This is a genomic window from Dysgonomonas sp. Marseille-P4677, from assembly GCF_016652235.1.
Classification (GTDB): Bacteria; Bacteroidota; Bacteroidia; order Bacteroidales; family Dysgonomonadaceae; genus Dysgonomonas.
Genome location: NZ_JAEPKU010000007.1, coordinates 1 through 21,063, shown reverse-complemented (window position 1 = coordinate 21,063; position 21,063 = coordinate 1). Strand labels below are relative to the sequence as shown.

22 protein-coding genes and 2 pseudogenes are annotated in these 21,063 nt (G+C 35.4%); 9 read left to right on the top strand and 15 right to left on the bottom strand.

Going from position 1 to position 21,063, the window contains the following annotated elements; translation table 11 throughout:
• Positions 1–11 precede the first annotated feature (11 nt).
• Positions 12–1,727: a DUF4886 domain-containing protein gene (locus tag JGH11_RS02985; protein ID WP_201110082.1), complete on the top strand. Its 1,716-nt coding sequence runs from the start codon at positions 12–14 to the stop codon at positions 1,725–1,727.
• Between the two features lie 370 nt (positions 1,728–2,097).
• Here JGH11_RS02985 and JGH11_RS20090 read toward each other — a convergent pair.
• The 3 genes and pseudogenes from JGH11_RS20090 to JGH11_RS20080 form a co-directional block, all read right to left on the bottom strand.
• Positions 2,098–2,355: pseudogene (locus tag JGH11_RS20090) on the bottom strand (ORF6N domain-containing protein); the annotation flags it as partial.
• A 467-nt stretch (positions 2,356–2,822) separates the two neighbouring features.
• Positions 2,823–2,990, bottom strand: a complete 168-nt coding sequence (locus tag JGH11_RS20085) for a hypothetical protein (protein ID WP_236263837.1) — start codon at positions 2,988–2,990, stop codon at positions 2,823–2,825.
• A gap of 111 nt (positions 2,991–3,101) precedes the next feature.
• Positions 3,102–3,248 carry an NUDIX domain-containing protein gene (locus JGH11_RS20080; protein ID WP_236263836.1) on the bottom strand — a complete coding sequence of 49 codons (147 nt, stop codon included), beginning with the start codon at positions 3,246–3,248 and terminating at the stop codon, positions 3,102–3,104.
• A 550-nt stretch (positions 3,249–3,798) separates the two neighbouring features.
• On the opposite strand from JGH11_RS20080, the gene JGH11_RS02975 reads away from it, so the two are divergent.
• The 3 genes from JGH11_RS02975 (at position 3,799) to JGH11_RS02965 (ending at position 7,303) form a co-directional block, all read left to right on the top strand.
• Positions 3,799–4,857 (top strand): hypothetical protein, encoded by a 1,059-nt coding sequence (locus tag JGH11_RS02975; protein WP_201110081.1) that lies wholly within the window; start codon positions 3,799–3,801, stop codon positions 4,855–4,857.
• A gap of 12 nt (positions 4,858–4,869) precedes the next feature.
• Complete coding sequence (locus tag JGH11_RS02970; RefSeq protein ID WP_201110080.1) at positions 4,870–6,252, top strand: hypothetical protein; 1,383 nt, start codon at positions 4,870–4,872, stop codon at positions 6,250–6,252.
• A gap of 454 nt (positions 6,253–6,706) precedes the next feature.
• A complete protein-coding gene (locus JGH11_RS02965) occupies positions 6,707–7,303 on the top strand; it encodes a Crp/Fnr family transcriptional regulator (RefSeq protein WP_201110079.1) in 597 nt (198 codons plus the stop codon).
• Between the two features lie 164 nt (positions 7,304–7,467).
• Here the strand turns inward: JGH11_RS02965 and JGH11_RS02960 are convergent, their stop codons facing one another.
• Positions 7,468–7,656, bottom strand: coding sequence for a hypothetical protein (locus JGH11_RS02960; RefSeq protein ID WP_201110078.1), 189 nt, complete (start codon positions 7,654–7,656; stop codon positions 7,468–7,470).
• A 260-nt stretch (positions 7,657–7,916) separates the two neighbouring features.
• Between JGH11_RS02960 and JGH11_RS02955 the strand changes: the two genes are divergently transcribed.
• A complete protein-coding gene (locus tag JGH11_RS02955) occupies positions 7,917–8,984 on the top strand; it encodes a fibrobacter succinogenes major paralogous domain-containing protein (RefSeq protein WP_201110077.1) in 1,068 nt (355 codons plus the stop codon).
• A 124-nt stretch (positions 8,985–9,108) separates the two neighbouring features.
• On the opposite strand, the gene JGH11_RS20510 is transcribed toward JGH11_RS02955, so the two are convergent.
• The gene (locus JGH11_RS20510) at positions 9,109–9,294 is read right to left on the bottom strand and encodes a phage integrase SAM-like domain-containing protein (RefSeq protein WP_370567554.1); all 186 of its coding nucleotides are present in this window, start codon (positions 9,292–9,294) and stop codon (positions 9,109–9,111) included.
• 143 nt (positions 9,295–9,437) lie between these two features.
• Positions 9,438–9,605, bottom strand: a complete 168-nt coding sequence (locus tag JGH11_RS20505; RefSeq protein ID WP_201110076.1) for an Arm DNA-binding domain-containing protein — start codon at positions 9,603–9,605, stop codon at positions 9,438–9,440.
• A gap of 831 nt (positions 9,606–10,436) precedes the next feature.
• On the opposite strand from JGH11_RS20505, the gene JGH11_RS02940 reads away from it, so the two are divergent.
• Positions 10,437–11,441 (top strand): site-specific integrase, encoded by a 1,005-nt coding sequence (locus JGH11_RS02940; protein ID WP_201110075.1) that lies wholly within the window; start codon positions 10,437–10,439, stop codon positions 11,439–11,441.
• Positions 11,442–11,684: 243 nt separating this feature from the next.
• Positions 11,685–13,046 carry a site-specific integrase gene (locus JGH11_RS02935; protein ID WP_201110074.1) on the top strand — a complete coding sequence of 454 codons (1,362 nt, stop codon included), beginning with the start codon at positions 11,685–11,687 and terminating at the stop codon, positions 13,044–13,046.
• Positions 13,047–13,130: 84 nt separating this feature from the next.
• Here JGH11_RS02935 and JGH11_RS02930 read toward each other — a convergent pair whose 3' ends face one another.
• From JGH11_RS02930 to JGH11_RS02910, 5 genes and pseudogenes are all read right to left on the bottom strand, one after another.
• Positions 13,131–13,310 (bottom strand): hypothetical protein, encoded by a 180-nt coding sequence (locus JGH11_RS02930; RefSeq protein ID WP_201110073.1) that lies wholly within the window; start codon positions 13,308–13,310, stop codon positions 13,131–13,133.
• A 76-nt stretch (positions 13,311–13,386) separates the two neighbouring features.
• Positions 13,387–13,686, bottom strand: a complete 300-nt coding sequence (locus JGH11_RS02925; protein ID WP_201110072.1) for a helix-turn-helix domain-containing protein — start codon at positions 13,684–13,686, stop codon at positions 13,387–13,389.
• Between the two features lie 2 nt (positions 13,687–13,688).
• Entirely contained in the window at positions 13,689–13,856 is a 168-nt protein-coding gene (locus JGH11_RS02920; RefSeq protein ID WP_201110071.1) for a helix-turn-helix domain-containing protein, read from the bottom strand.
• 137 nt (positions 13,857–13,993) lie between these two features.
• Positions 13,994–14,260: pseudogene (locus JGH11_RS02915) on the bottom strand (DUF3408 domain-containing protein); the annotation flags it as partial.
• Positions 14,261–14,778: 518 nt separating this feature from the next.
• The gene (locus tag JGH11_RS02910) at positions 14,779–15,711 is read right to left on the bottom strand and encodes a hypothetical protein (RefSeq protein WP_201110070.1); all 933 of its coding nucleotides are present in this window, start codon (positions 15,709–15,711) and stop codon (positions 14,779–14,781) included.
• A 596-nt stretch (positions 15,712–16,307) separates the two neighbouring features.
• Here JGH11_RS02910 and JGH11_RS02905 point away from each other — a divergent pair.
• Positions 16,308–16,658, top strand: a complete 351-nt coding sequence (locus JGH11_RS02905) for a MobC family plasmid mobilization relaxosome protein (protein ID WP_201110069.1) — start codon at positions 16,308–16,310, stop codon at positions 16,656–16,658.
• Positions 16,648–17,856: a relaxase/mobilization nuclease domain-containing protein gene (locus JGH11_RS02900; RefSeq protein ID WP_201110068.1), complete on the top strand. Its 1,209-nt coding sequence runs from the start codon at positions 16,648–16,650 to the stop codon at positions 17,854–17,856. The genes JGH11_RS02905 and JGH11_RS02900 overlap by 11 nt, the downstream gene beginning before the upstream one ends.
• A gap of 254 nt (positions 17,857–18,110) precedes the next feature.
• Here JGH11_RS02900 and JGH11_RS02895 read toward each other — a convergent pair whose 3' ends face one another.
• The 4 genes from JGH11_RS02895 to JGH11_RS02880 form a co-directional block, all read right to left on the bottom strand.
• The gene (locus JGH11_RS02895; RefSeq protein WP_201110067.1) at positions 18,111–18,839 is read right to left on the bottom strand and encodes a glycosyltransferase; all 729 of its coding nucleotides are present in this window, start codon (positions 18,837–18,839) and stop codon (positions 18,111–18,113) included.
• 11 nt (positions 18,840–18,850) lie between these two features.
• The gene (locus JGH11_RS02890) at positions 18,851–19,795 is read right to left on the bottom strand and encodes a lanthionine synthetase LanC family protein (RefSeq protein WP_201110066.1); all 945 of its coding nucleotides are present in this window, start codon (positions 19,793–19,795) and stop codon (positions 18,851–18,853) included.
• 172 nt (positions 19,796–19,967) lie between these two features.
• Entirely contained in the window at positions 19,968–20,672 is a 705-nt protein-coding gene (locus JGH11_RS02885; protein WP_201110065.1) for a glycosyltransferase family 32 protein, read from the bottom strand.
• A 5-nt stretch (positions 20,673–20,677) separates the two neighbouring features.
• Positions 20,678–21,063 (bottom strand): hypothetical protein (locus tag JGH11_RS02880; protein WP_236263834.1); only part of this gene is annotated, 386 nt, incomplete at its 5' end.

Below are 21,063 nucleotides of genomic sequence, written 5' to 3'. Positions count from 1 at the left end.
AATTAGAATATATGAAATCACGTAAATTATTAAATTTATTTTTAGGGATATTCTTCATATCCTTCTTATTATCCGTTGGTTGCAGTGAAAATGATGCTTCGAAGTTAGAATATTTTGGAAATATTCGTATTGACAAAGAAGTAGTAAAATTAAATGTAGAAGACAGGATCAATTTGAAACTATCTTTTGTCAGCCAGGTCATAAATAAGGAGGATATAATCTGGAAGTCGGACAATTCTGAAATAGCTAAAATTAGTGTTAATCCGGATAAGAGCTGTATTGTAGAGGGTGTATCTGCAGGACAAACTATGATTAGCGTAAGTGTTAATAATACAAGCTTGAAGTCGGAATGCCTTGTTGAAGTTAACGAAGGGAAAGGTATTGTCAGGATATTGGCAATCGGCAATAGTTTTTCAGAAGATGCTGTTGAAAACTACCTGTACGACTTGGCTAAGGAAGACGGTAAAACTCTTATTATAGGAAATATGTATATTGGAGGTTGTTCCCTTGAAACACATTTAGAGAATGCAAAAGGTAATAAATCGGCCTATGAATACCGAAAGATAGATGAAGATGGAATACGTACTGTAGACAAGAACTGGAATATTTCAAAAGCAGTTGCTGATGAAAATTGGGACTATATAAGTTTTCAGGAAGTAAGTCAAAATTCAGGAATATATTCAAACTTCGAGGCATCTTTGCCTGAGTTGGTAAGCTATGTAAAAGAAAAAGCAACTAATACGAATATTAAATATATTCTACATCAAACATGGGCTTATGCATCAAACTCCACTCACAGTGGCTTTGTCAATTATGAGAACGATCAGATGAAGATGTATACAGCAATAATCGATGCAGTATCGAGAGCCGGAAATCTGGTGGATATAGATATAATTATTCCTGCAGGAACTGCTATTCAGAATGGGAGGACCAGTATTGTGGGAGATAGTTTTACCAGAGACGGGTATCATCTGGACAAAGGCATAGGACGGTTCACAGCAGCCTGTACTTGGTATGAGAAGTTGTTTGAGCGAGATGTTACATTAAACACTTACAAACCTACAGGGATGACTAATTTTTACACAGATATAGCTAAAACTGCAGCTCATACAGCTATTTTAAAGCCGGAGGCTATAACAGAGTTGACAGACTTCCAAACGGAAGGTCCGAATGAATTTGTATTGCAAAAGCCAATTTATATAAACTTTAATAAAACGGAAATTTCTGCCTCTTACCAAAGTTTCACAGGAGGTACTACAGTTGGAAGCCGTCTGATGAATATAGCTGATATGGATGGTGCAGAGACTGGCATCAATATTGAACTGATTGCACGATTCACGGGCACTAACGATCAAGGAGTAGAGGTAAGCCAGATTGATTGGATCCCAAATCTTGCCGCAAAATACGCATTTTACGGTGAAGCCGACAAACACGAAGGAGCCTTTTCTATCAGCAAGTTAAACCCTAATCAAGAATATGTGTTCACATTTTTCGGTTCGAGAAAGGCTGTAACGGATAATAGGGAAACCGCCTATATATTAAAAGGTGCCACCGAAGAAACTGTGTATCTAAACGCATCCAGTAACGACTCTAATACGGTTTCGACAGCTCCATTGAAAGCAAATAGCGATGGTATAATTACACTTAAGGTAACAGCAGGGCCTAATAACAATAATAGTGCTAAGTTCTATTATCTTAATGTAATGAGAATAACCCCATTTGAATAAGAAAGTAAATTTGCTTTAAGGAGGTTTATATTTACTGCGATAAATAACAATTCATGGACTACGATAGATATGTTAACACCATATCTATCGGTATACTGTCGAAATAGGTAGAACATGAAGGGTTGCTTACAGTGTGAATAAAAGAAATTACACAGATAATACCTGACTTATATACATTTGAATGGACGATGTATGAATTGCTCTTTCTAAAATGAGTATTTATAGCGATGAAATATGTTTACCCAATAACTATCGTCAGTAACTTCAGGTACGAAGAAACAGCTTTTTGCAAAAAGCTATTTCTTCGTACCTGAAGTTCTTATTCTGTGACTTTGAGTCTATATCCCATTTGAGTCTCCCCAATGAGATCTCAATATTCTCCATTTTTCACATATCCAATTCTCTTACGAAGCTTGTTCTCTTTCTTTTTTTGACTAGCCAATTCTGTTAGTATCTGATAAATATCATTAAACTGCATATTTGTTTCAATCATAAAAATCTCTAGCTTCTGGCTCAAGTCAACATATCCTAAAGCATGTTAACGAAGAGCGACAAAAGCCCGCATTATTGATATATTTACCTGAATAGCTGTGAGGGAACGCAATATTCCGGAAAGAATAGTAACACCTTCGCACAAAGTAGAGGTGTGAAATTATAGAAAGAAAAAATTAATGACTATCGTATATTATACCTAAAGATCCATTTTAAACTCCGTATATCATTGGATTATATTAAATTTGAATTTTGTGATATCTATCTGAAATAATATTACTTATGATTGTTTTAGGCTATATATCAGATTATCATTAAAAATTAAAAATGAAGTCGTCTGGACTAATCTAAAATTGAGTCACCTTCGTCCCTCGAACGTTGTTTGTTAAAAAGGTCAAGAAATGTTAGCTTAGTAATTGCTAAAAGACTAAAATAGAGCAATCCTGAGCAAAATATCTGGTTTTTCTGCCATTACACAATATTATTTCTAGATAACTTATTTCAACATCAAATTCTGGTAAGATGAAATAGTCACGATTTAATTCTTCATCTTCTCTTTTCTTTACATGCTTATGTCTTTGTCTTCAAATAAAAGTCATTCACTTAGATTATTAATCCATCAGCTTTTAGCCTTTTAAATACTTCAAACACACCTATAACTTGTGCTGGTTCTTGTTCATAGCTATAGCTATCAAAAAAACAGACAGCTCCTATTTCATTATTAGGCATTATATTTTCGTGTAATTCATACAGAAAACAATCTTGTTCCATCCTTACATTTGCGTCTTCTCCGTATACAGGTGCGGTAATATGACAATAGTATTTTAGTGACTTAACTTCAATTTTAAGAGTAAGCTCCTCCCATCTTTCTCTCTGTAAAGATTACTGAGGAGATTCTCCTGCTTCAATCTTTCCTCCAGGCAAATACCAAGCTTTTTTATTGTTACTATATGCTAACAGCAACTTATTTTCTTTTATAATCAGCAGACCTGCAGTCTTAATAATTCGTGTTGAATGAATATCTCTCACATCTTATATTTATGATTCAATGCTGTACAGTTTATCTCCGATCTGAAATTATAACTTATCCCCTTCAGTATGTTCATTGAGCAGAGTATATCCTGTATCTCAAATTCAGGCCTATTCTCTTTTGACAATTATATTTCTGATTATCATTAAAATCAGAATATTATAAGAAGCACATTAAACATCCTTTATTTTATTAAAAAATCTCAAATGAAGAAAAATGGACTCGTCTCAATAATGGTTCTGAATACTATTGACGGAGAGAAGGTCCAGTTCCATAGCCGGATTGAAATGAATCCTTTAGGATGAGATCAAAAAGTACAAGTCCCAGATTTAAGTTGACAACACAACTATCAACTAAGATTACAAATATGACACATTTGTGTCAGATGTTATATCTTGAGATGTTTTAATTTTGTTCGATAATTATATGAAACAAAAAACATCTATAATACAAACTTTACATTATTACATAATTTTTAGTTGTAAAAGAAGAAAGATAAATTAGACAGTTCTGATTAACGGTTACGACCGTTTCCTAAACAAAATATGTATGAAACAGAAGAATATACTTTTAAATTTATTTATCCTACTAATACTCGTTTTTTCTACAATTGGTATAGCTCAAGCGCAGAATAAGGAAGGCTCCCCATGCATTACGGGTGGTACAATCTTATTTAAAGAAGATTTTGGAGGAAATGAGGTCTCAGACCCGAATTCTCCATTAGAGAGTACATTAAAAGGATACACGGCACTTCCGTATGCATCAGGAGAGGTAATTCCATTTGGTGGATTCTATACTTTAATTAAAGACTATAGACTTAATGAAGAAACTCATTATCAAGCATGGGATCATACTTCACTAAATGATCCTACTAGAGGCTATATGATGTATATCGACCCCGGTGCGGGTCATGAAAATACCATTTTATATCGTACTGGGATAAGTAACCTCTGTCCTGGAGTGAGGGTTGTTCTTAGCCTTTGGGCGGCATCTATTTCTAAAAAAAATCCAATAGAAGATCAACCACAAGCAACTCCTAAATTTGAACTTCAGATACAAGACGAAAATGGAGTTATACTCGAAAGTGTCTATACTCAATTACAAAATGTAGAGACTCAAGATAAATGGAGATGGGAACAAATATGTATTCAAACCACTATTCCTATTGGAAAGGATAAAATACAATTTGTAGCGGTAAATAGAGAAGATAGTATTTTTGGTAACGATTGGTTTATAGATGACCTTGAGGTCAGATTAATTACGCCTACAGTCAATACTTCAGTAAATGGATTTAATACTTCAGAAATTATAATTACTGATGATGCGCAGACTACTCGACTTGCAGGTAACTATATTGTGGATAATACTTTTGGGTATAATCTTACATCAGCGTGGCTATATAGTGAAAGTGGAATTATGGAAGATCTTAGTGCATGGAAAGCAATCGATATGAAAAAGGGAATGTCCTCCTTAGGCTCTACCTGGACTCATAATCTTAATTTATTGAATACCAAAGAAGGTTATTATCGTTTGGCTATAGGTAACTCAAATAATGTACTGACGACTCTCTGTCGTGCTGCTTCTGGTATTATTCATATACATAAATAAGAATATAAAACAATGAAATATAAATATCTATATATATTATTAGTTGGAATATTTTTTTCTGAACCAATACTTTCTCAAGTTACTATTGGATCTGGCATTAAACCTAATAATGGAGCTCTATTGGACTTGAAACAAACGGATAAGCAGGGTGCTAATTCGACAAAAGGACTAATGCTTCCAAGGGTAAAACTTACAAAGATGAATGATCTTTCCGATCTCGGAGTAACATCGGGAGACGGACAACAACAAATAGGAATGGTAGTTTATAATGTGAAAAATGATGATGTATGCAATGTTTACCCTCCGGGATTTTATGTTTGGGATGGAGATATATGGACAGGTCTGAATGTTTCACCTATAAGAACAGTAAAAACAAGCAGACATGGGATATCCCAGCCTAATTCTTACATGATAGGTGGTGCAGGGGTAGTAGAGATTTCTGTAGAAAAAGCATTTGATGTCTGGAATGGGACTAGTTGGAAAGATGAGAATGGTAGCTCTTTGCTAAGTTCCAAAAGTTTGGAATCGACCAGCTTAACTGCTGAAGTTATTTGGATGGATGCAAGAAACGTAGTTTGCAGCATTAGTGTTAGTCATGCAAACCCATTAAAAGAATCTATTATTAGTGTACACACAGGGAATCAATATGGCAATGCTGTTGTTGGTCTGAAAAGTAATGGACAACTGGTTTGGTCGTGGCATATTTGGGTCACTCCCGATATTCGGACATATCATGTTAACGGCCATTTCTGGATGGACAGGAATCTGGGAGCTACGAGTTCTACTTCAGGGGAGATCGGGACAAGAGGTAATCTTTATCAATGGGGACGTAAAGATCCTTTTCCCAATAATCAGGGATGGACAAATGAAGAAACTCAACTTTATAGGCTCAATGGAAGTACTGCTTTTATCGATAAAGATTATTCGGGGGGGCTGTCAAACCCACAAAATAATCTGATAAAGTCAATAGAAAGCCCCTTAAGCTTTATCAAGTCGATCGGTGAGCCTTATTTTGATTGGTATTCAACTGAAGATAGCTGGAGAAACCGATGGGGACAAGATGGAACTAAATCTGTTTCAGATCCCTGTCCTGAGGGTTGGAAAGTGCCTACCTTAAATGGGACAGCATCTCCGTGGGAAGGTGTGGTTGTAAGTAATCCTACAAGTTTTGACATAAACAAAGGATGGGATTTTTCTGGTTTTGGGTTTTATCCAGCAGCTGCATCTAGATTAGATATGACTGGAGATATAGCAGGTAATGGCGGGTACTATTGGACTGCATCACCTGGATCACTGGGGCTTTCTATAGCTATGTACCTTGACAGGTCAATCGTATTACCTCTAACTAGTAGTTATCGAGGAGGAGCGTTTTCTATTAGGTGTGTAAAAGAATAATTTTGTATCTTTGATTATAGTTCTATCCTTATATTTGTCAATCTTGACCTACCCCTGTGGTAATGATGGAAAAAGCGATAATAAAGGGAGCGAAAAGCCTGTGCCCTATATTGTTAATAGTATAAACTAAGTATCATAAAAGGTTATTTTAGTTTTATGCTAAGGGTATTTTTAAGAAGAATTCCCTGTTAATCATCATGATAAATGCCTGTTTCTCTGCAGGGGAAAATATAAATTTTAATATAACTGTAATTTCACAGGTGAAGTTTCCGATAGAATTTAATGTCAGTAAAGTTCTTTTATTAAGAATGATTACAAATCAGGAAATGCCATTGATATATATTAATAAAAGCAATTATCCTTGGTCTTAAACAAGTTTTTAGACTAAAATTTTAAATACGACTGACGTTATTACAAGTAAATTATTATTAATTTTGAAATTATTTAGTATCTAATGAAAATAGTACTAAAAACATATTCAGAGTTAATTAAAAAAGAATGTCCTTTCGTCTCCGATGGTGAGTTAAGATTCTTTATCGGAGGATTAACTGTTATGAAGTTAAAGAACAAAGAACTTTATATCAAAGCCAATTCAATTCAGGAAAATATAGGGTTTGTTTATAAGGGGCTTATACGATGCTTTTATATAAAAGAAAATTGTAAGGATGTGACGTACAGCTTTGTAAAAGAAGGGGGTTATATTACCCATTATCCAGCCTTTATTAACAGACAACCAAGTAAGTATTCTTTTCAATGTCTTGAACCATCTACGATAATCAATATTTCACATAATCACATTCAGATTTGTTTCGAGAAATGCCCTTCATTATTGTTTTACTTAAGCATGTCTTTAGGAAAGGAGTTTACGGTTCAACTAAGTCGTATAGAAGGATTCCTTTTTGATGATGCAGAAACTCGTTATTTAAATTTCATTAATGAAAACAAAGACCTATATAATCGTATATCTTTAACTCACCTAAGCTCATATCTAGGGATAGAAAGGCAATCTCTTACCCGCATAAGAAAAAATCTAATCCAAAAGAAAATATGATTTCCATACTTTCTAAACATTATCTCTTGTAAGATTAATTTAGAGCGACTCTTCTTAAAATAAATTGTTAATTTTGATATATTTTCAAACTCGGAATATTTTTAATGAAACACATATTAGCTATATTTTATAATATACATTTAATTACTCTGTTATGTATCTCACTAATAGGTTATTCCAAGAAATCTTATATTCATAACCTTGACAAGCAATTGCATGGAGCTGCTAGTAAGAACTGGAATTGTTTCCATTTTTTCTGAATTCTCCATCAATTTGGTGATAACACTTTTCGATCCCGCATAGTTATTCTTTACTGTGGCTACCTCTACTTTGAGATTGTTTCCTAAATCCATCTCATTTATTCCGTCCTTAAACAATATTTGTTTTGAATGGGAAAAATGATTAACTTAGTGACAAATCATTTGAGTAAATGCAAAAAGTAGAAAACACGCGATAGTCCAATTAGTGTATCTACATTAAAGACCTAGCTTATCGCATTTATCCATATTCATTTCTCTAAGAGAATGCCTAAATTCAAGTAATACGAAAAGTAGAATTGAAATAGTATGAAGATAATGAAGCTCTCCAAGGAGGACGTACTGCGAACAAAGGTATGATGTTACCTCGGGTAAGTTTAAAGTCTTCAAAAATAACTCCCCCCAGCGCCTCTCTCGATTCTACTATAGAAGGAGCCATAGGTGTATGGGATAACAATGATCATGTTGCGCTAGTTATTTATAATATGAATGAAGATCATGCTATATGCAAAGGCGTTTATGTGTGGGATGGTAATCAATGGGAATATTTAAACTATATTGATATATCGTCTGAAACATCAACATCATTAACTGATCGTGATGGAAACGTTTATTCTATACATACATACGGTACTGCCGGAACGTGGATGACTCAAAACTTGCGTACGACCACAGATCCTTGTGGAAAAAAACTTGAGAATAATCATACGGACGGAGATTATACCAAGGCGGTTTTCGCCTATCCTAAATTGAATAGTACTCCGTATATATCAGGGAAGCCAGATTATTGGCAAGAGAAATACGGTTTATTGTATTCATGGGCTGCTGCTACTCACAGAAAAGGACGTCATGACGGAAAGGCAAATCCTATTGATGAAGGTGAAGGTTTATCGACCAGCAATAACCAGAATAACACAAGCTCAAAAGAATTAAAAGGAATGCAGGGGATTTGCCCCAAAGGATGGCATATACCAAGTGATAAAGAATGGAATGACCTGAAAGAAGAACTTATCGCTAATGCAGCATTATATAGTGATGAATCCAATGCATCCATAACTGACCAATCATGGAGAATTAAACAAAACGGCTATGATGGTAAAACCTATGGGTCTGTGATGAAGACCCCTGAAAAGGTACTGGTTAATACATCAGGTGGGACGCATCCAATTTATGGACAATTGTATGGGTCTAGCAAGACAGATGGCTTCGGATTTAATGTCTTTATGACAGGACGTGTTGATCCCGATCAAAATAGGATAAGAGATTACGGGAGAGATGCTACATTTTGGAGTCATAGTGCTGCTCCAAATGCTGAAGCGTGGGGATTTGATATCTATTACGAAAAAAGTTACCAAGTAGGTTCATATAGAGATACTGATGATCGTCGGAATATGTTTTCTATCCGCTGTAAGAAGGATGACTAAATAGAAGAGATGGTGGTAAAGAATTTAGAAATTAGTAATTTTCCAAAGAGTGTTTTTATAAAAAAATCTTTTCGTATGGATTCTTTTCAAAGACTTCTTTATTGATTGCTAGCTCAAACAAAAATTAAAAATTCGCATGCTTTTTATAAATGATAGATAATTGGTTCCTTTCTTTGATCTCGTGATCGTGAAAGCGTTGGATGAAATCCAAAGTGATTTCTCTGAATAAAAGTTCAGGCTTCCACTCCTTCATCTTATTGATCAGGTTGCAATAGTTAGAAAGCGTCTGGTCTGTTCTGCTCTTGACAATCTCAACAGATCGATTTCATTCTCAATAAAAAAAGTAAAAATTGGAATTTTATAAATCTTATCTCGAAATTCATTTACAAACTCTTTGACAGTCATATGTTTGGCACAATTAGTTCAAAGAATACTTCCTGTCTTATGGTATTGTTATTCGAGAATTCGGTTATAATACGAGTAGCTTTTGTCACCTGACAAAACTAATTCTTTTTTAACACTCCAATGGTGTGGATCTATAGAAATACCTAGCCCTAAATAAGTTGTTTGTCTAAATAATGTATACCTCAGACAAAGTTGTCTTTTACCATTTTTTGACACATAATTGTTAGGTAGGAAAATTTTAATGGATGCTCTATAATTGAATTGTTTTAGCCAAACATTAGCTAAACAAAACAGATAAAAGATCGTAGGCTACTTATGGACACAAAACATAAATAACTCATTTTATACTACTTATGAAAGTTATAGAAGTAAGTGTATAGTTCGGAATAAAAACAACAAACCATTGAAAATCAATTGATTTTCAATGGTTTACGTATACTTAAATCTATCTCGTAGTCCCAGGCAGTCGGGGAACCTTCAGTACTGTTTTGAATGACATAAATAGCTGTATTATAGCCATTTATACGTGGTTGAAAAAGTGGAAATTTGACTACAAATACATATGTTAAAAAGTCGTTAAATACCTGAAAAAGCACCTTTATACGGAAAATGATGAAATACACTGAACCTGAAATACTGAAACTATAAATGATGCGTATAGAAGACTATTTCCTATAGATGCACTAAATGAAAACAACAGTGGATAGTTCAAGTTTGCCTGGGACTAACACCCTAAGAAAATATTCATTTTTAATGCACTGATAACCTACGTGTTACAAATGACAAATATCCGTGTTTTTGATTTTAACTAAAATATTAACTCAATATGATGAAATACGATGAACTAAAAGTTAAGCGAAAGTTGGGTAATTTATTCGAAATGAGTCCAAATATGGTTTATAACTTCAAATGAATTGATATCTGTTTTTGTGGTATCAACAGCATCGTATTTCAATAAAATTCTCGAATAACAGGTGTTAAATCGTTCCTATATAAAGCTTGTTTTTAGGAACGATTAATTTTAATTATATAATTCAGGTATCCGACATGAAAGAAACATTTAGGGTATTGTTCTTTATCCGAAAAGCCCAATTAAAGGATAATGGACTGGCAACGATCATGATCCGCATCACAATTAACGGCAAACAAGTTCAGTTCAGCAGTAAACTGGAACTGGAACCATCTGCCTGGTCACAGAAAGAAAACAAAACCATCAAAGAACCTTTTCTGAATCTTAATACACATTTACAGGAAATAAAAGACAGGATAAGAGCTCTTTATTTCGATCTGGCATCCAGGCAGCAAACAGTCTCTCCCATCAGGCTCAAGCAACTGTATTTAAGCAATGGCAATGAAATGTTCCTGAGCTATCAGTTCAGAGAACAGGTAAGGATCTTCCGTTCTAAAAACGGAAGGAATATAACAAAAGCGACTGCAGATTGCTACAAGCTTACAAACAGGCGTATACAAGAATTCTTATGGAAGAGATATAAGAAGAAAGACATCCTGATCCAGGACATCGATCTGGTATTTCTTGAACGCTTCTATACTTATCTGAGAAAAGAATATAACTGTGGTAATAATACATCAATCAAGTATATGAAACGTTTTGCTGCAATCCTGAACTTTGCAGAGAAAATCGGATTATTGCAGATTAATCCCTTTCATCTATTCCGGTTTCACATCGAAAAGACATACCCGGTTTACCTGACCGAAGACGAAGTGGAATTAATCACCCGTAAAACCTTTATGACAGAGCGTTTGAACAAGGTAAGGGATATTTTCCTCTTTAGCTGCTGGACAGGGCTTTCATTCAGGGATATCTGTCAATTGACAGCCTCCGGTATCGAGCGTCGGGACAATCAATATTGGATCATCATTTTCAGGCAAAAGACAGGTAATATATCACAAATACCATTGTTGGATATTCCTTTGGAGATCATTAAGAAATATCACCCCCGCTTTGAGGAAGGATCTTCTGATGAACAGCTGCTACCCATGCCCAGCAATCAGAAGACCAATGAATATCTGAAAGAAACAGCAGCTATTTAGAAAAGGGGAAGCAAACGAAGGTAATTAAATCTTAATCAGCGGATTAAGTAAAACGGTTCTTTTAGCCAAAAGAGAATAAATGCACAAAAAAGCAAAGATGACGGTGAGTTCAGTTACCAAATCGTTACCTGGGTAACTTTGCTCAATTGGAGTTTATTCGTCACTTATTCAATAGTTTGCGTAATTTTGCATAGCATCGGATAACTCTAAGTAAATTAAATTTGCAATTAAAAAATTAGAGTTATGGCAAGAAGTACATTTAAGGTTTTGTTCTACCTCAAAAAGAACAATTTGAAAGAGGGCAAAGCCCCAGTTATGGGAAGAATCACTGTAAACAGCACTATCGCTCAGTTTAGCTGTAAGCTAAACATCAAGCCCGAGCTGTGGGATACCAAGGCAAACCGAGCATCAGGCAAAAGTCTCGAAGCTCAGAAAATCAATCAGAAGCTAGACAACATCAAAACCCAAATCGGCAAGCAATACCAAAATATCTGTGATAAGGATAATTTTGTTTCTGCCGAGAAAGTTAAAAACGCTTATTTGGGTTTCGGGGATGAATTCCGAACTTTCTTTTCTATTGCCGATGAGTTTTACGAAAGTTATGCCAAACGTGTAGGTAAAGATCGTACTGAAGGGTCTTACGAACAACTGCTTATCAATCGCAGGAGAGTAGAGATGTTTCTTCGGGATAGGTATAATCTTTCCGATATCCCGATTAAGGAGATAGAGCCACAATTTATTGAGGACTATTACAATTATCTGCTTGAAGAGCGAAAACTGATGGGTAGTACCCTGCTCACTGCTGTCACCAAACTCAAACAGATTATGCTGATAGCCCAACGCAAAGGCTATATACACGTCAATCCTTTTGCCAGTTTCCGATTCAAAGCACAGACTCGAGATAGAGGCTACCTGACCGAAGACGAGCTTCGGCGATTTATGAATGTGGAACTCAGAAGATACAAACAACGCCAGATTCGGGATATCTTCGTTTTTCAGGCATTTACGGGTTTGGCTTATGCGGATGTTAAGAAATTGACATTTGATGATATTCAAACTTCTTTTGATGGCGAGTTATGGCTAATAGCAAAACGTAAAAAGACCAATGCTACGTTCTATGTGAAATTATTGCCAATAGCCAAACAACTTATTGAACAATATCGTCTTGTGGCTAAAAATAATTTTGTTTTTCCTGTACCAAGTCACAGCGACAATATGAATCGTTGCCTTCAACGTATAGCTAAATTATGCGGTGTAAATAAGCGAGTTACGTCGCATGTTGCACGCCATACAATGGCAACGACAGTGTGCCTCTCGCAAGGTGTGCCCATCGAAACGGTCTCTCAGATGCTCGGGCACAGCTGCATAACCACGACTCAAATCTACGCTAAAATTACCAATGACAAGATAAGTAAAGATATGGCGGTATTGACAGATAAAATTGGAGACAAGTATAAATTGGAAACAGACCGTCCTCAATCCGATTTCAGAAATATCAAACGAATCACCAAAAAGCAAAAAGAAATGTTGCCCCGGAAAAAAAGAGAAAATAATCCTGTTAATCCATCGACTTATATCATCCCCAAATGGGCTAAGGTGGAATAGAATAAGAACAATAAGGATCGAGTCAGCCCTTTTGTTGCAGGAGAAAGTCACTTCTTACAAGGCAAACTAGTCAAGCCCGAAGCCCTACGGGTCGGAAACGAAAATCTCCATCCTATGGATAGTATTTTCGCCCCGAGGCTTGCCTGTTTCCCTGCTCGAAGTGTAAAGGAGTATCCTGCAACGAAAACGACTGACCCGACGATGACGCATATCTTCAAACCAAAACAAGCATCCCTGATTAACATCAAGAATGCTTGTTTTCATTTTATGCGTAAGTAGCAACTTCAACTCCCTCTCCTTAGAATCTGCATATCTATTGTTTTATTCCTCCCTTCCATTGTTAAAACGGCAGTTCCGGCGATCGGTAGTTATCATGCAACACCTCTTGAAGCTCTTTCTCGGGATAAAGTATCTTGCCTCCGATAGCTGTATAACAGATCATTCGCTTATCTCGCAGAGTTTGAAGCGTCCGAGGTGATATATGAAGATATTCTATTACTTCCTCGCCACTCAGGTAACGTTCATCTGCTAATGTCGGACGGTGCTTATCACGAACATCCTGTACATCGTTCAAGGCTTGCTCTATTTGCCCTTCGAGTTCCTTGAACTCTTCGGACTCATAATTGATAAATTTGTCCATCGCTATTTGTTTGTATACTTCATATCGGTTTTTAGCAATTCAGAAATATCCTCTTCTTTGTAATAGACTTTACCACCCAACATTGCAAATGGTATCTTGCCATTGTTTCGCCACGTTTGTAGTGTACGTTTCGAGATGCTCAAAGCACGGCAGACATCTGCCGAATCCATTCAGCCGTCTCTGGGGTTGGTACAATATAACTCTTTCAAAGCACTAGCTTCAGAAGTGAGCCTGTGAATCTGCTTTTTCAGCAATTCCCATGTGTGCAAATCAACACATACAATCTCCATTTTTTTTAGTTTTAAATTTATACTTCCTTATCACTATTAAAAGTGCTGGCAAGGGAACGTTTGAGTCCTTCATTGGCAGCACGGGTTATCAGTTCCTTATTTTGCAACAAGTGATCGGCAAGAATATTTGACAACAAAATAGTGGGAGTGATCTCCGGCACAATATGTTGCAATGAGGCAACAAGCATTTGCAGCTTTTCTTTCATCCGAACATCGATATAGACCGGAGTATAATCCTTGATTTTTCGTGTTGCCAAAAATCGATTGGTATACTCTTCTTCGTCTTTTTTGCGAGAAAGCTTGCCTCTGGCTGAATTAGCTACTCATGTGCTATTATCAAACATAACAGATACATCAGGTTGCTGATTTACTGTTTTATCTTTTTTGATATCTTCACTCATAAAAATCTGTTTTAAATGTTTATAAAATAAGACTTGTTAAAATAGAATTAAGACAGACCCACTCAAGTATCTCTGATCCGATTGGTTTTACCCATAATCTTACATCTTTCGAAAGGATAAGCGGTATACGGCTGTGTATATCGCTGTTTCCGAAATCAAGTGCAAGTATAATCCATTCTCAATCCCTGCCCTGTGAGCATAACAGCTTTACCTAACAGGTTAGGCTTGTATACTATTGATTATTAAAATGTTTCAATTGGGATATATACTCAGTAAGGGGTAATTGGGGAATAATGGCTATACGACAAGCATAATGTAATGTGCTGAATAACAGTAGATAATGCAAATTCAATAAAGGATAGAAATATTTATAGAAAATATAGGCGAATAAGTTTTTTTAACTACTCAAGAGTATATTTGTTTAGCTCTTCGATCAGGTCTTCTATATTTTCCAATCCGACAATACTTTCCCGCTTGTTGCGGTTACGGCAGTTGAGTAGTTGTTGCATACCAATATAGTGTGCACTATCTCCGTATCGCTCTTTGTTACCCTCTGTGCGAAAGGATATAAAGTCTTTATTGCCATCAGCAACGGATACCCATGTGTCTTTGATATAACCGACTTCCATTAGTTGGTCGAAAAGATAGACCAATGTCTTTTGGTTGGTCACTTGTAGTGGCTCGGAGAGTTTTCCTGAAAGAAGTTTCTTTAGTTCAGATATTTTTATTTTTGAGCGAAATAATTTGATAGCTTCTATGCAGTCTGCTAATAATGCATATTGTTCTTTGCCTAGTTTGGGTAGATAAGAACGTTTGGTAGATTTGGGTTTAGCGTCCTTAATAACAACTGTTTTCTTTACTTGTGGTTCTTCCTGATGAATATCTAATTTAGGCTTTGGAAGAAGTTTCTCATATTTTGTACATAAGCGTTCGAGACTAACCAAATCTACCAATTCTCTAAAGTAAGGCAAATCGATTTTACTTAACTCTGTAGTATAGTTGCTTGGAGTTATTGTAGCTATTGGTTTTATAAATGTACGATACCGATGATAAACATCTTTACTTATCTCATCATAAAAATCACTGTACCAAAGATAGTCTTCTCTTCCGTCACGAAGGTATTTGGGCAAACTTGCCAGAGGAGGATTGTTGCGGATGATATCCAGCACTTTACTTTTATAGTGGAGTATTTCCGCCTCGGTAAGTTGTGGCTGTGAGACCAGACCAAGTGCCGTTTCATAATTGATTGCTACAAAGTCATTAAGACTCTGTTGTACAAGTTGGAAGGATTCCGGCACATCCGTAGGTTCTATGTCTTGCTCACCATTATACATGCACTAAAGATAGTAATATTACCAATAGGAGCAATAAGAGTGACTTTGGTTTGTCAGGCTATATGGCAAATAAAAGCACCTCCAAGCAAAGCTATACACATCATATTGTCAATGATATAACTATCAAATTAAGAATCTATATTTGCCAAAGTATCCATGTCGGATACATCTAATTTATACAATGATATGAGAAATTTAATCCACTTTCTACCATTTATTTGCTCCAGCTACCCTTGAAGAGCAATAGGCAATACACTGACCGTATTGCAAAGTTGGGGCATCTTAGCCCTAAGCCCAACTTTAGAGATTAACGATGCCGTCACCCAAAAAAACTTTGAGACTTTCGTCTCTTCTTTTTTTGTTTTTCGTCATAGGAGCAAGGTAATCGCACGAGTAACCCGAAATTCGCCTTCGGCTCTTCCGGCTTCCTTCCGTGCATACCTTGCCCTGCGGGGCTGTGACCACGCAAAAGATAAATCCGGCGTACCTTGAATTTCCCTTTCGCTTCAAAACCCGCTCCCGTTGGTCACGGTTTTTGAGGTCACTGAAGAGTGGAAACGAACGAATATTTTTCCATAATTCTAAATGCATGATTTATGGAAAATAAGAAAAAGGATAAAACCAAAAGAGGTCGCCCCGTGAAAGAAAAAGCGAAGCTAACCAATTCGATTAATCTGAAATTGACCGAAGCGGATTTCAATTCCATAAAGGAAAAGGCAGAAAAGCTGGGTATGAAAGCTACACAATATGCGCGGGAAATGACATTAAAAGGAGGTATTAAATCCCGCTTCACTTTGGAAGAACTTGACATGATGCGAAAGCTATCCGGTATGGCAAATAACCTGAATCAGATAGCACGGCAGGCAAATACTTATGGTTATTCCAATACTGCTTTGGATGTAATTATAATACTGGAACAACTAAAAAAGCTGCTGCATGATCGCTAAGAATATTAAGGGAAAATCGTTTAAAGGTTGTGTTTCTTATGTGATGAATGACACGGCAACCATCCTTGAAGCGGAAGGAATATGGGCGGATAATACAAAGAATATTCTCCGCAGCTTTGCCATGCAACGCTCCGGCAGGAAAGAGATAAAACAGCCTGTCGGGCATATTCCCATATCGTTTTCACCCGAAGATAAAGACCGGATGGCAGATGAATTTATGGTGCAACTCGCAAAAGAATATATGCAGGAAATGGGAATCAAAAACACCCAGTATATTATTGTCAGGCATCACAATGCCGATAATGAACACCTGCATATTGTCTATAACCGCATCGATAACGACCTCAAGCTGATCTCTGTCAATCAGGATTACAAACGAAATATCAAGACTTGTAAGATGCTAAAAGACAAACATAACTTGACTTACGGCGAGGGAAAAGATAGAGTCAAACGAGAGAAGCTAAACAATCCCGATGCGGTAAAGTATCTTTTGCACGATATTATCAAGGCAATTTTACCCTATTGTACGAGTGAAAAGGAATTTCAATATTACCTGCAAAGTAAGGGCATTAATGTAAAATTTAAGCACAAACGTACAACTGGAGAAATAGAAGGGATATCGTTTAATTATGATAATGTTTCTTTCAAAGGCTCACAGATTGATCGAAAATTCAGTTTCGGTAATCTCAAAAAAGAGTTTGAAAAGAATCTCAAAATACAACAGGAACAGGCAGAAAAAGAACAACAACAAGCTGAGAAGAAACTAAAAACGCTAACTATCGGTGGTATTGAACTGACCTCTGAGCAATGGGAAATCCTGAAAAATGGAGGTTATATCTATCTTGAAAAGATGAATCGAAACGATGGAAAAGGACAATTTTCATCCTATGTTTTCTTGAATGATGACAAGAACAAAGCTTTTTTTAGCAATGAAAATCCGGATGCTTTTGTCAAATATGGGAAGTATGAAATGCGGATTCAAGATAAGATTTTGGTAGAAAGTGGTTATATGACAAAGGCTAAAGTGAAATGGTATGGTGGTGGATTTGCGTATCCATATTTGTGGAAAGAGAGGAACTCTGACTCGGAGTATAAGGAATCGTGGGGTAATCCACGATTGGCGAAAGAACAAAAAGTAGAAGTAAAAAGGCAAAATGCTATTCCGAAAATCAAGAAAGGCGGGGGACCTAAATGGTAGGAAAGCATGTAGATAGGAGATGATAGTTTTAGAAATAAGGCAAAACTATATTGGATACAATAGTAAATAGGGTTCAAAACTCACTAAAGATAAGCACTTTAAAATGTAAAATTGTAATATATTTATAATCAGAACATCAAGGCTGTTGTGTATAATATCTATTGATATTTTAGAATTATCAATAGGGTATTAAGGTTCTTTTATTGAATACAAATTTGTTCATGAAAAATAGATGAAAAATAGAAAATATTTATCTATTCAATCAGATCAAATACATCATACTTTTTTTTAAGCATCTCGTATAATGAATTCTCAGGAAATTTAGCGTCTTTGTCAATTTGTTGTGTTTTCCACATATTATGCCATAAATGAAGAGCGTAAGACGTTTCTGGTAAGACACAAGTTGAATCACTAATTAATTGGTCGATACGATAGCATGGAATTGGACAGAAACAGTCGGGTTGCTGAATATATTGTTCTAGCTGATTCCTAAAGATCATTCGAGAAAGAAGCGTAATACCTAATTCACCCCAATGAATGTGTTCGTGTCCCCTGACTAGTAGAAAATCTAAGCAGTCTTTTAAGTATTTTGCACCCGGCTGGCTCTTCATATATGTATTATTCACTCTTGTACGAGGACCTATTATCTCAGATGAAAACACAAAGCTTTTATCAAAGTCAAATGGCTTTAGACATACTGTATCCATATCGACCCACCAGCCTCCTAACTTATATAACATTGTGAATCGAAATTGATTTGACAGGTTGACATAACCGCCGAAGTTGTCAATATACATGTCTTTTTTAGGAACTATTTCATTAGCATCCTTTATTATTGTACCTTTGGGAATATTTAAGATATCATTGTAAGTGTATAAATGAAATTCATGCCCGTTTGCCAGATAAGAATTAATGCAAAGTATTTCCATTGCCGACAGTCTAGCCCCTATCCAAAGTGACTGTATGATACTATTACTATTCATAAAATTAGTTTTTAAATTAAAGGAAACCAGTCAAGCCAATCGTTGTTAATTGATTCGTTCATAGATAATAGCATCAGACCAGATATAATCAAGTCTCCATTTTCAAAGTTTAATTCGTTGTCTGTAACTTTATCTAACCATTGAACCGATGACTCTTTATATATATCACAATCGCAAGCCTTCCATAATGTATAATATAAAAAAGCCCATTTGATAGCATATTCTTTTGCAAGATATATCCTATATTCAGGTTCATACTTTTCTAAAAAAAACAGAGCTCGATCAGCTAAATCTCTATTATTAATCTTTTTGGAAGAATTAAATAATAATACACTTACAGTCAGCGGATTAAATGCCCCTAGCTGTTTCCCGAAAAATGTATCTTCATATACCATCGTTTCAAGTAAATCGACAGTATAATTAAGAAAAACAAGAGCTTTTCCCTTGTTAATATCTTGATTTATTATATCTGGAAGAAAATTTATAACGAAATAAAGGTCTTCGTATGTCATATAGTTGTCTGACAACAAATCTACTATTTTATGCAACTGTTCTTTAATATGCTTTGTATTCGAATTTTCCTTATTCTTGTTATTCGGATTATTCAATCGGGAAAGATAATACTTTCCATAACCGATTATTCCGATTCGTATATCTATCAAGTTTGGAGCGAAAGATACAATGTGACAAATCACTTCATCAAAGTCACTTAATATTTCATTGGTATCCCCTTCTACAAAACCTTCTTGCACCAGATATTCTATCCCAACTCCTATTCCGGCTAAGCCATCAGCATAGCTGCCATTCATTTTCTGAATTCCTTCTACAATTTCATCGATACATTTTTCGGCATACTTTTCATATCGATAATCAACGTGTCGAGCATATTGATAGAGAAACAAAGCATGCCCCATTTTGCCCTGCAACAAACCTAAATCCGCATGAGAGGTTTTCATTTTTTCAACTATTAATCGTAGTCTTTGTTCCATTAGGCTAATTATCGGTATTATACTCAAAACTATACTAGAAAGTCATAATGACTTTTTTTCTTTAATTTTCCATAAATGCGGTATCATTAAGATTTTTTCAACTTGATATAACCGCACCATACTTTAAAATAATTCACTTCTAAAACCAAGAATTTGAATAATAATGCACAGCATATGCCTCATCTAAACAGGCTTCCAATTCTTCATTTTCGACACCTGATTTAAGCATATTGATTTGTGTTAAGTCAAAAGGAGTGACATATTTAGGTTCGAGCAGTAGTATATCTGATTTTTCATCTAAACTAATACTGTAATATAATTGGGATATCATTCGTGGTCCTGTTGTTTCCATTACATAAAGAAATTTATTCTCTGGAGACGTCTTATACACTTTTTCTGAAAAGATTTCATTTATCACTCTCTCCAAGAAAGGGTGATTTGGAATACTTGCCATAAGCGCATGATTCAAGATATGTGGAAAATTAATCATATGATAGTGAGAATCAGGGTCTAGCGCTATGGCAAAACGTGCATTTTCAATCAATGGCTTTATATTCTCTAAGCACTCATAATCTGTGTCAATATATAATCCCCCCATTTTTTTAAGGATGAAAAATCGAATAGCATCCCATCGTTGTATATCAAATGTCAAGTTATTGTATGCGTCACAATATTGAGGATATTCTTTTTGAACAAATTCATCCATCATCTTGTCATTCCACAAAATGTACATCCAATCAGGATGTTTCTCTTTCCATGTTTCTGCGAGTACGGAACAAAAAGGAGGGAGTGGCTTATATTTATCACTCCATATTTGATGTATTATCTTTGGTATATTTTTCATGTTATTTATTGCCACTCTAAATTACTATTCTCCGAGAGTCTAATTAACACTAATCCTAATCCGACTAAACCATTATACAGATTCAAGTCTTCGCGGGTTAAATTCTGTATGATATTTTTCAATAATTCTTGAAGCTCTAATTCATTGATGGATAATATTTCATCATTATTATAGCCATATATGAAATGTATCCATGATTTTTCTAATAAATCAGGAACTCCCCTATCATGCTTTATAAGCAGCTCTAACCATTTTTCTTTCATTCTCATATCCTGAATACTTCTAATATTCTTCTTTAGCGTACATATATCAGTGTCATTGTAGTCTTGTATCAACAATATATTGGAGGTTTGATTATAAAGAATGTCGGAAATTTTATTTAATGTGTTTT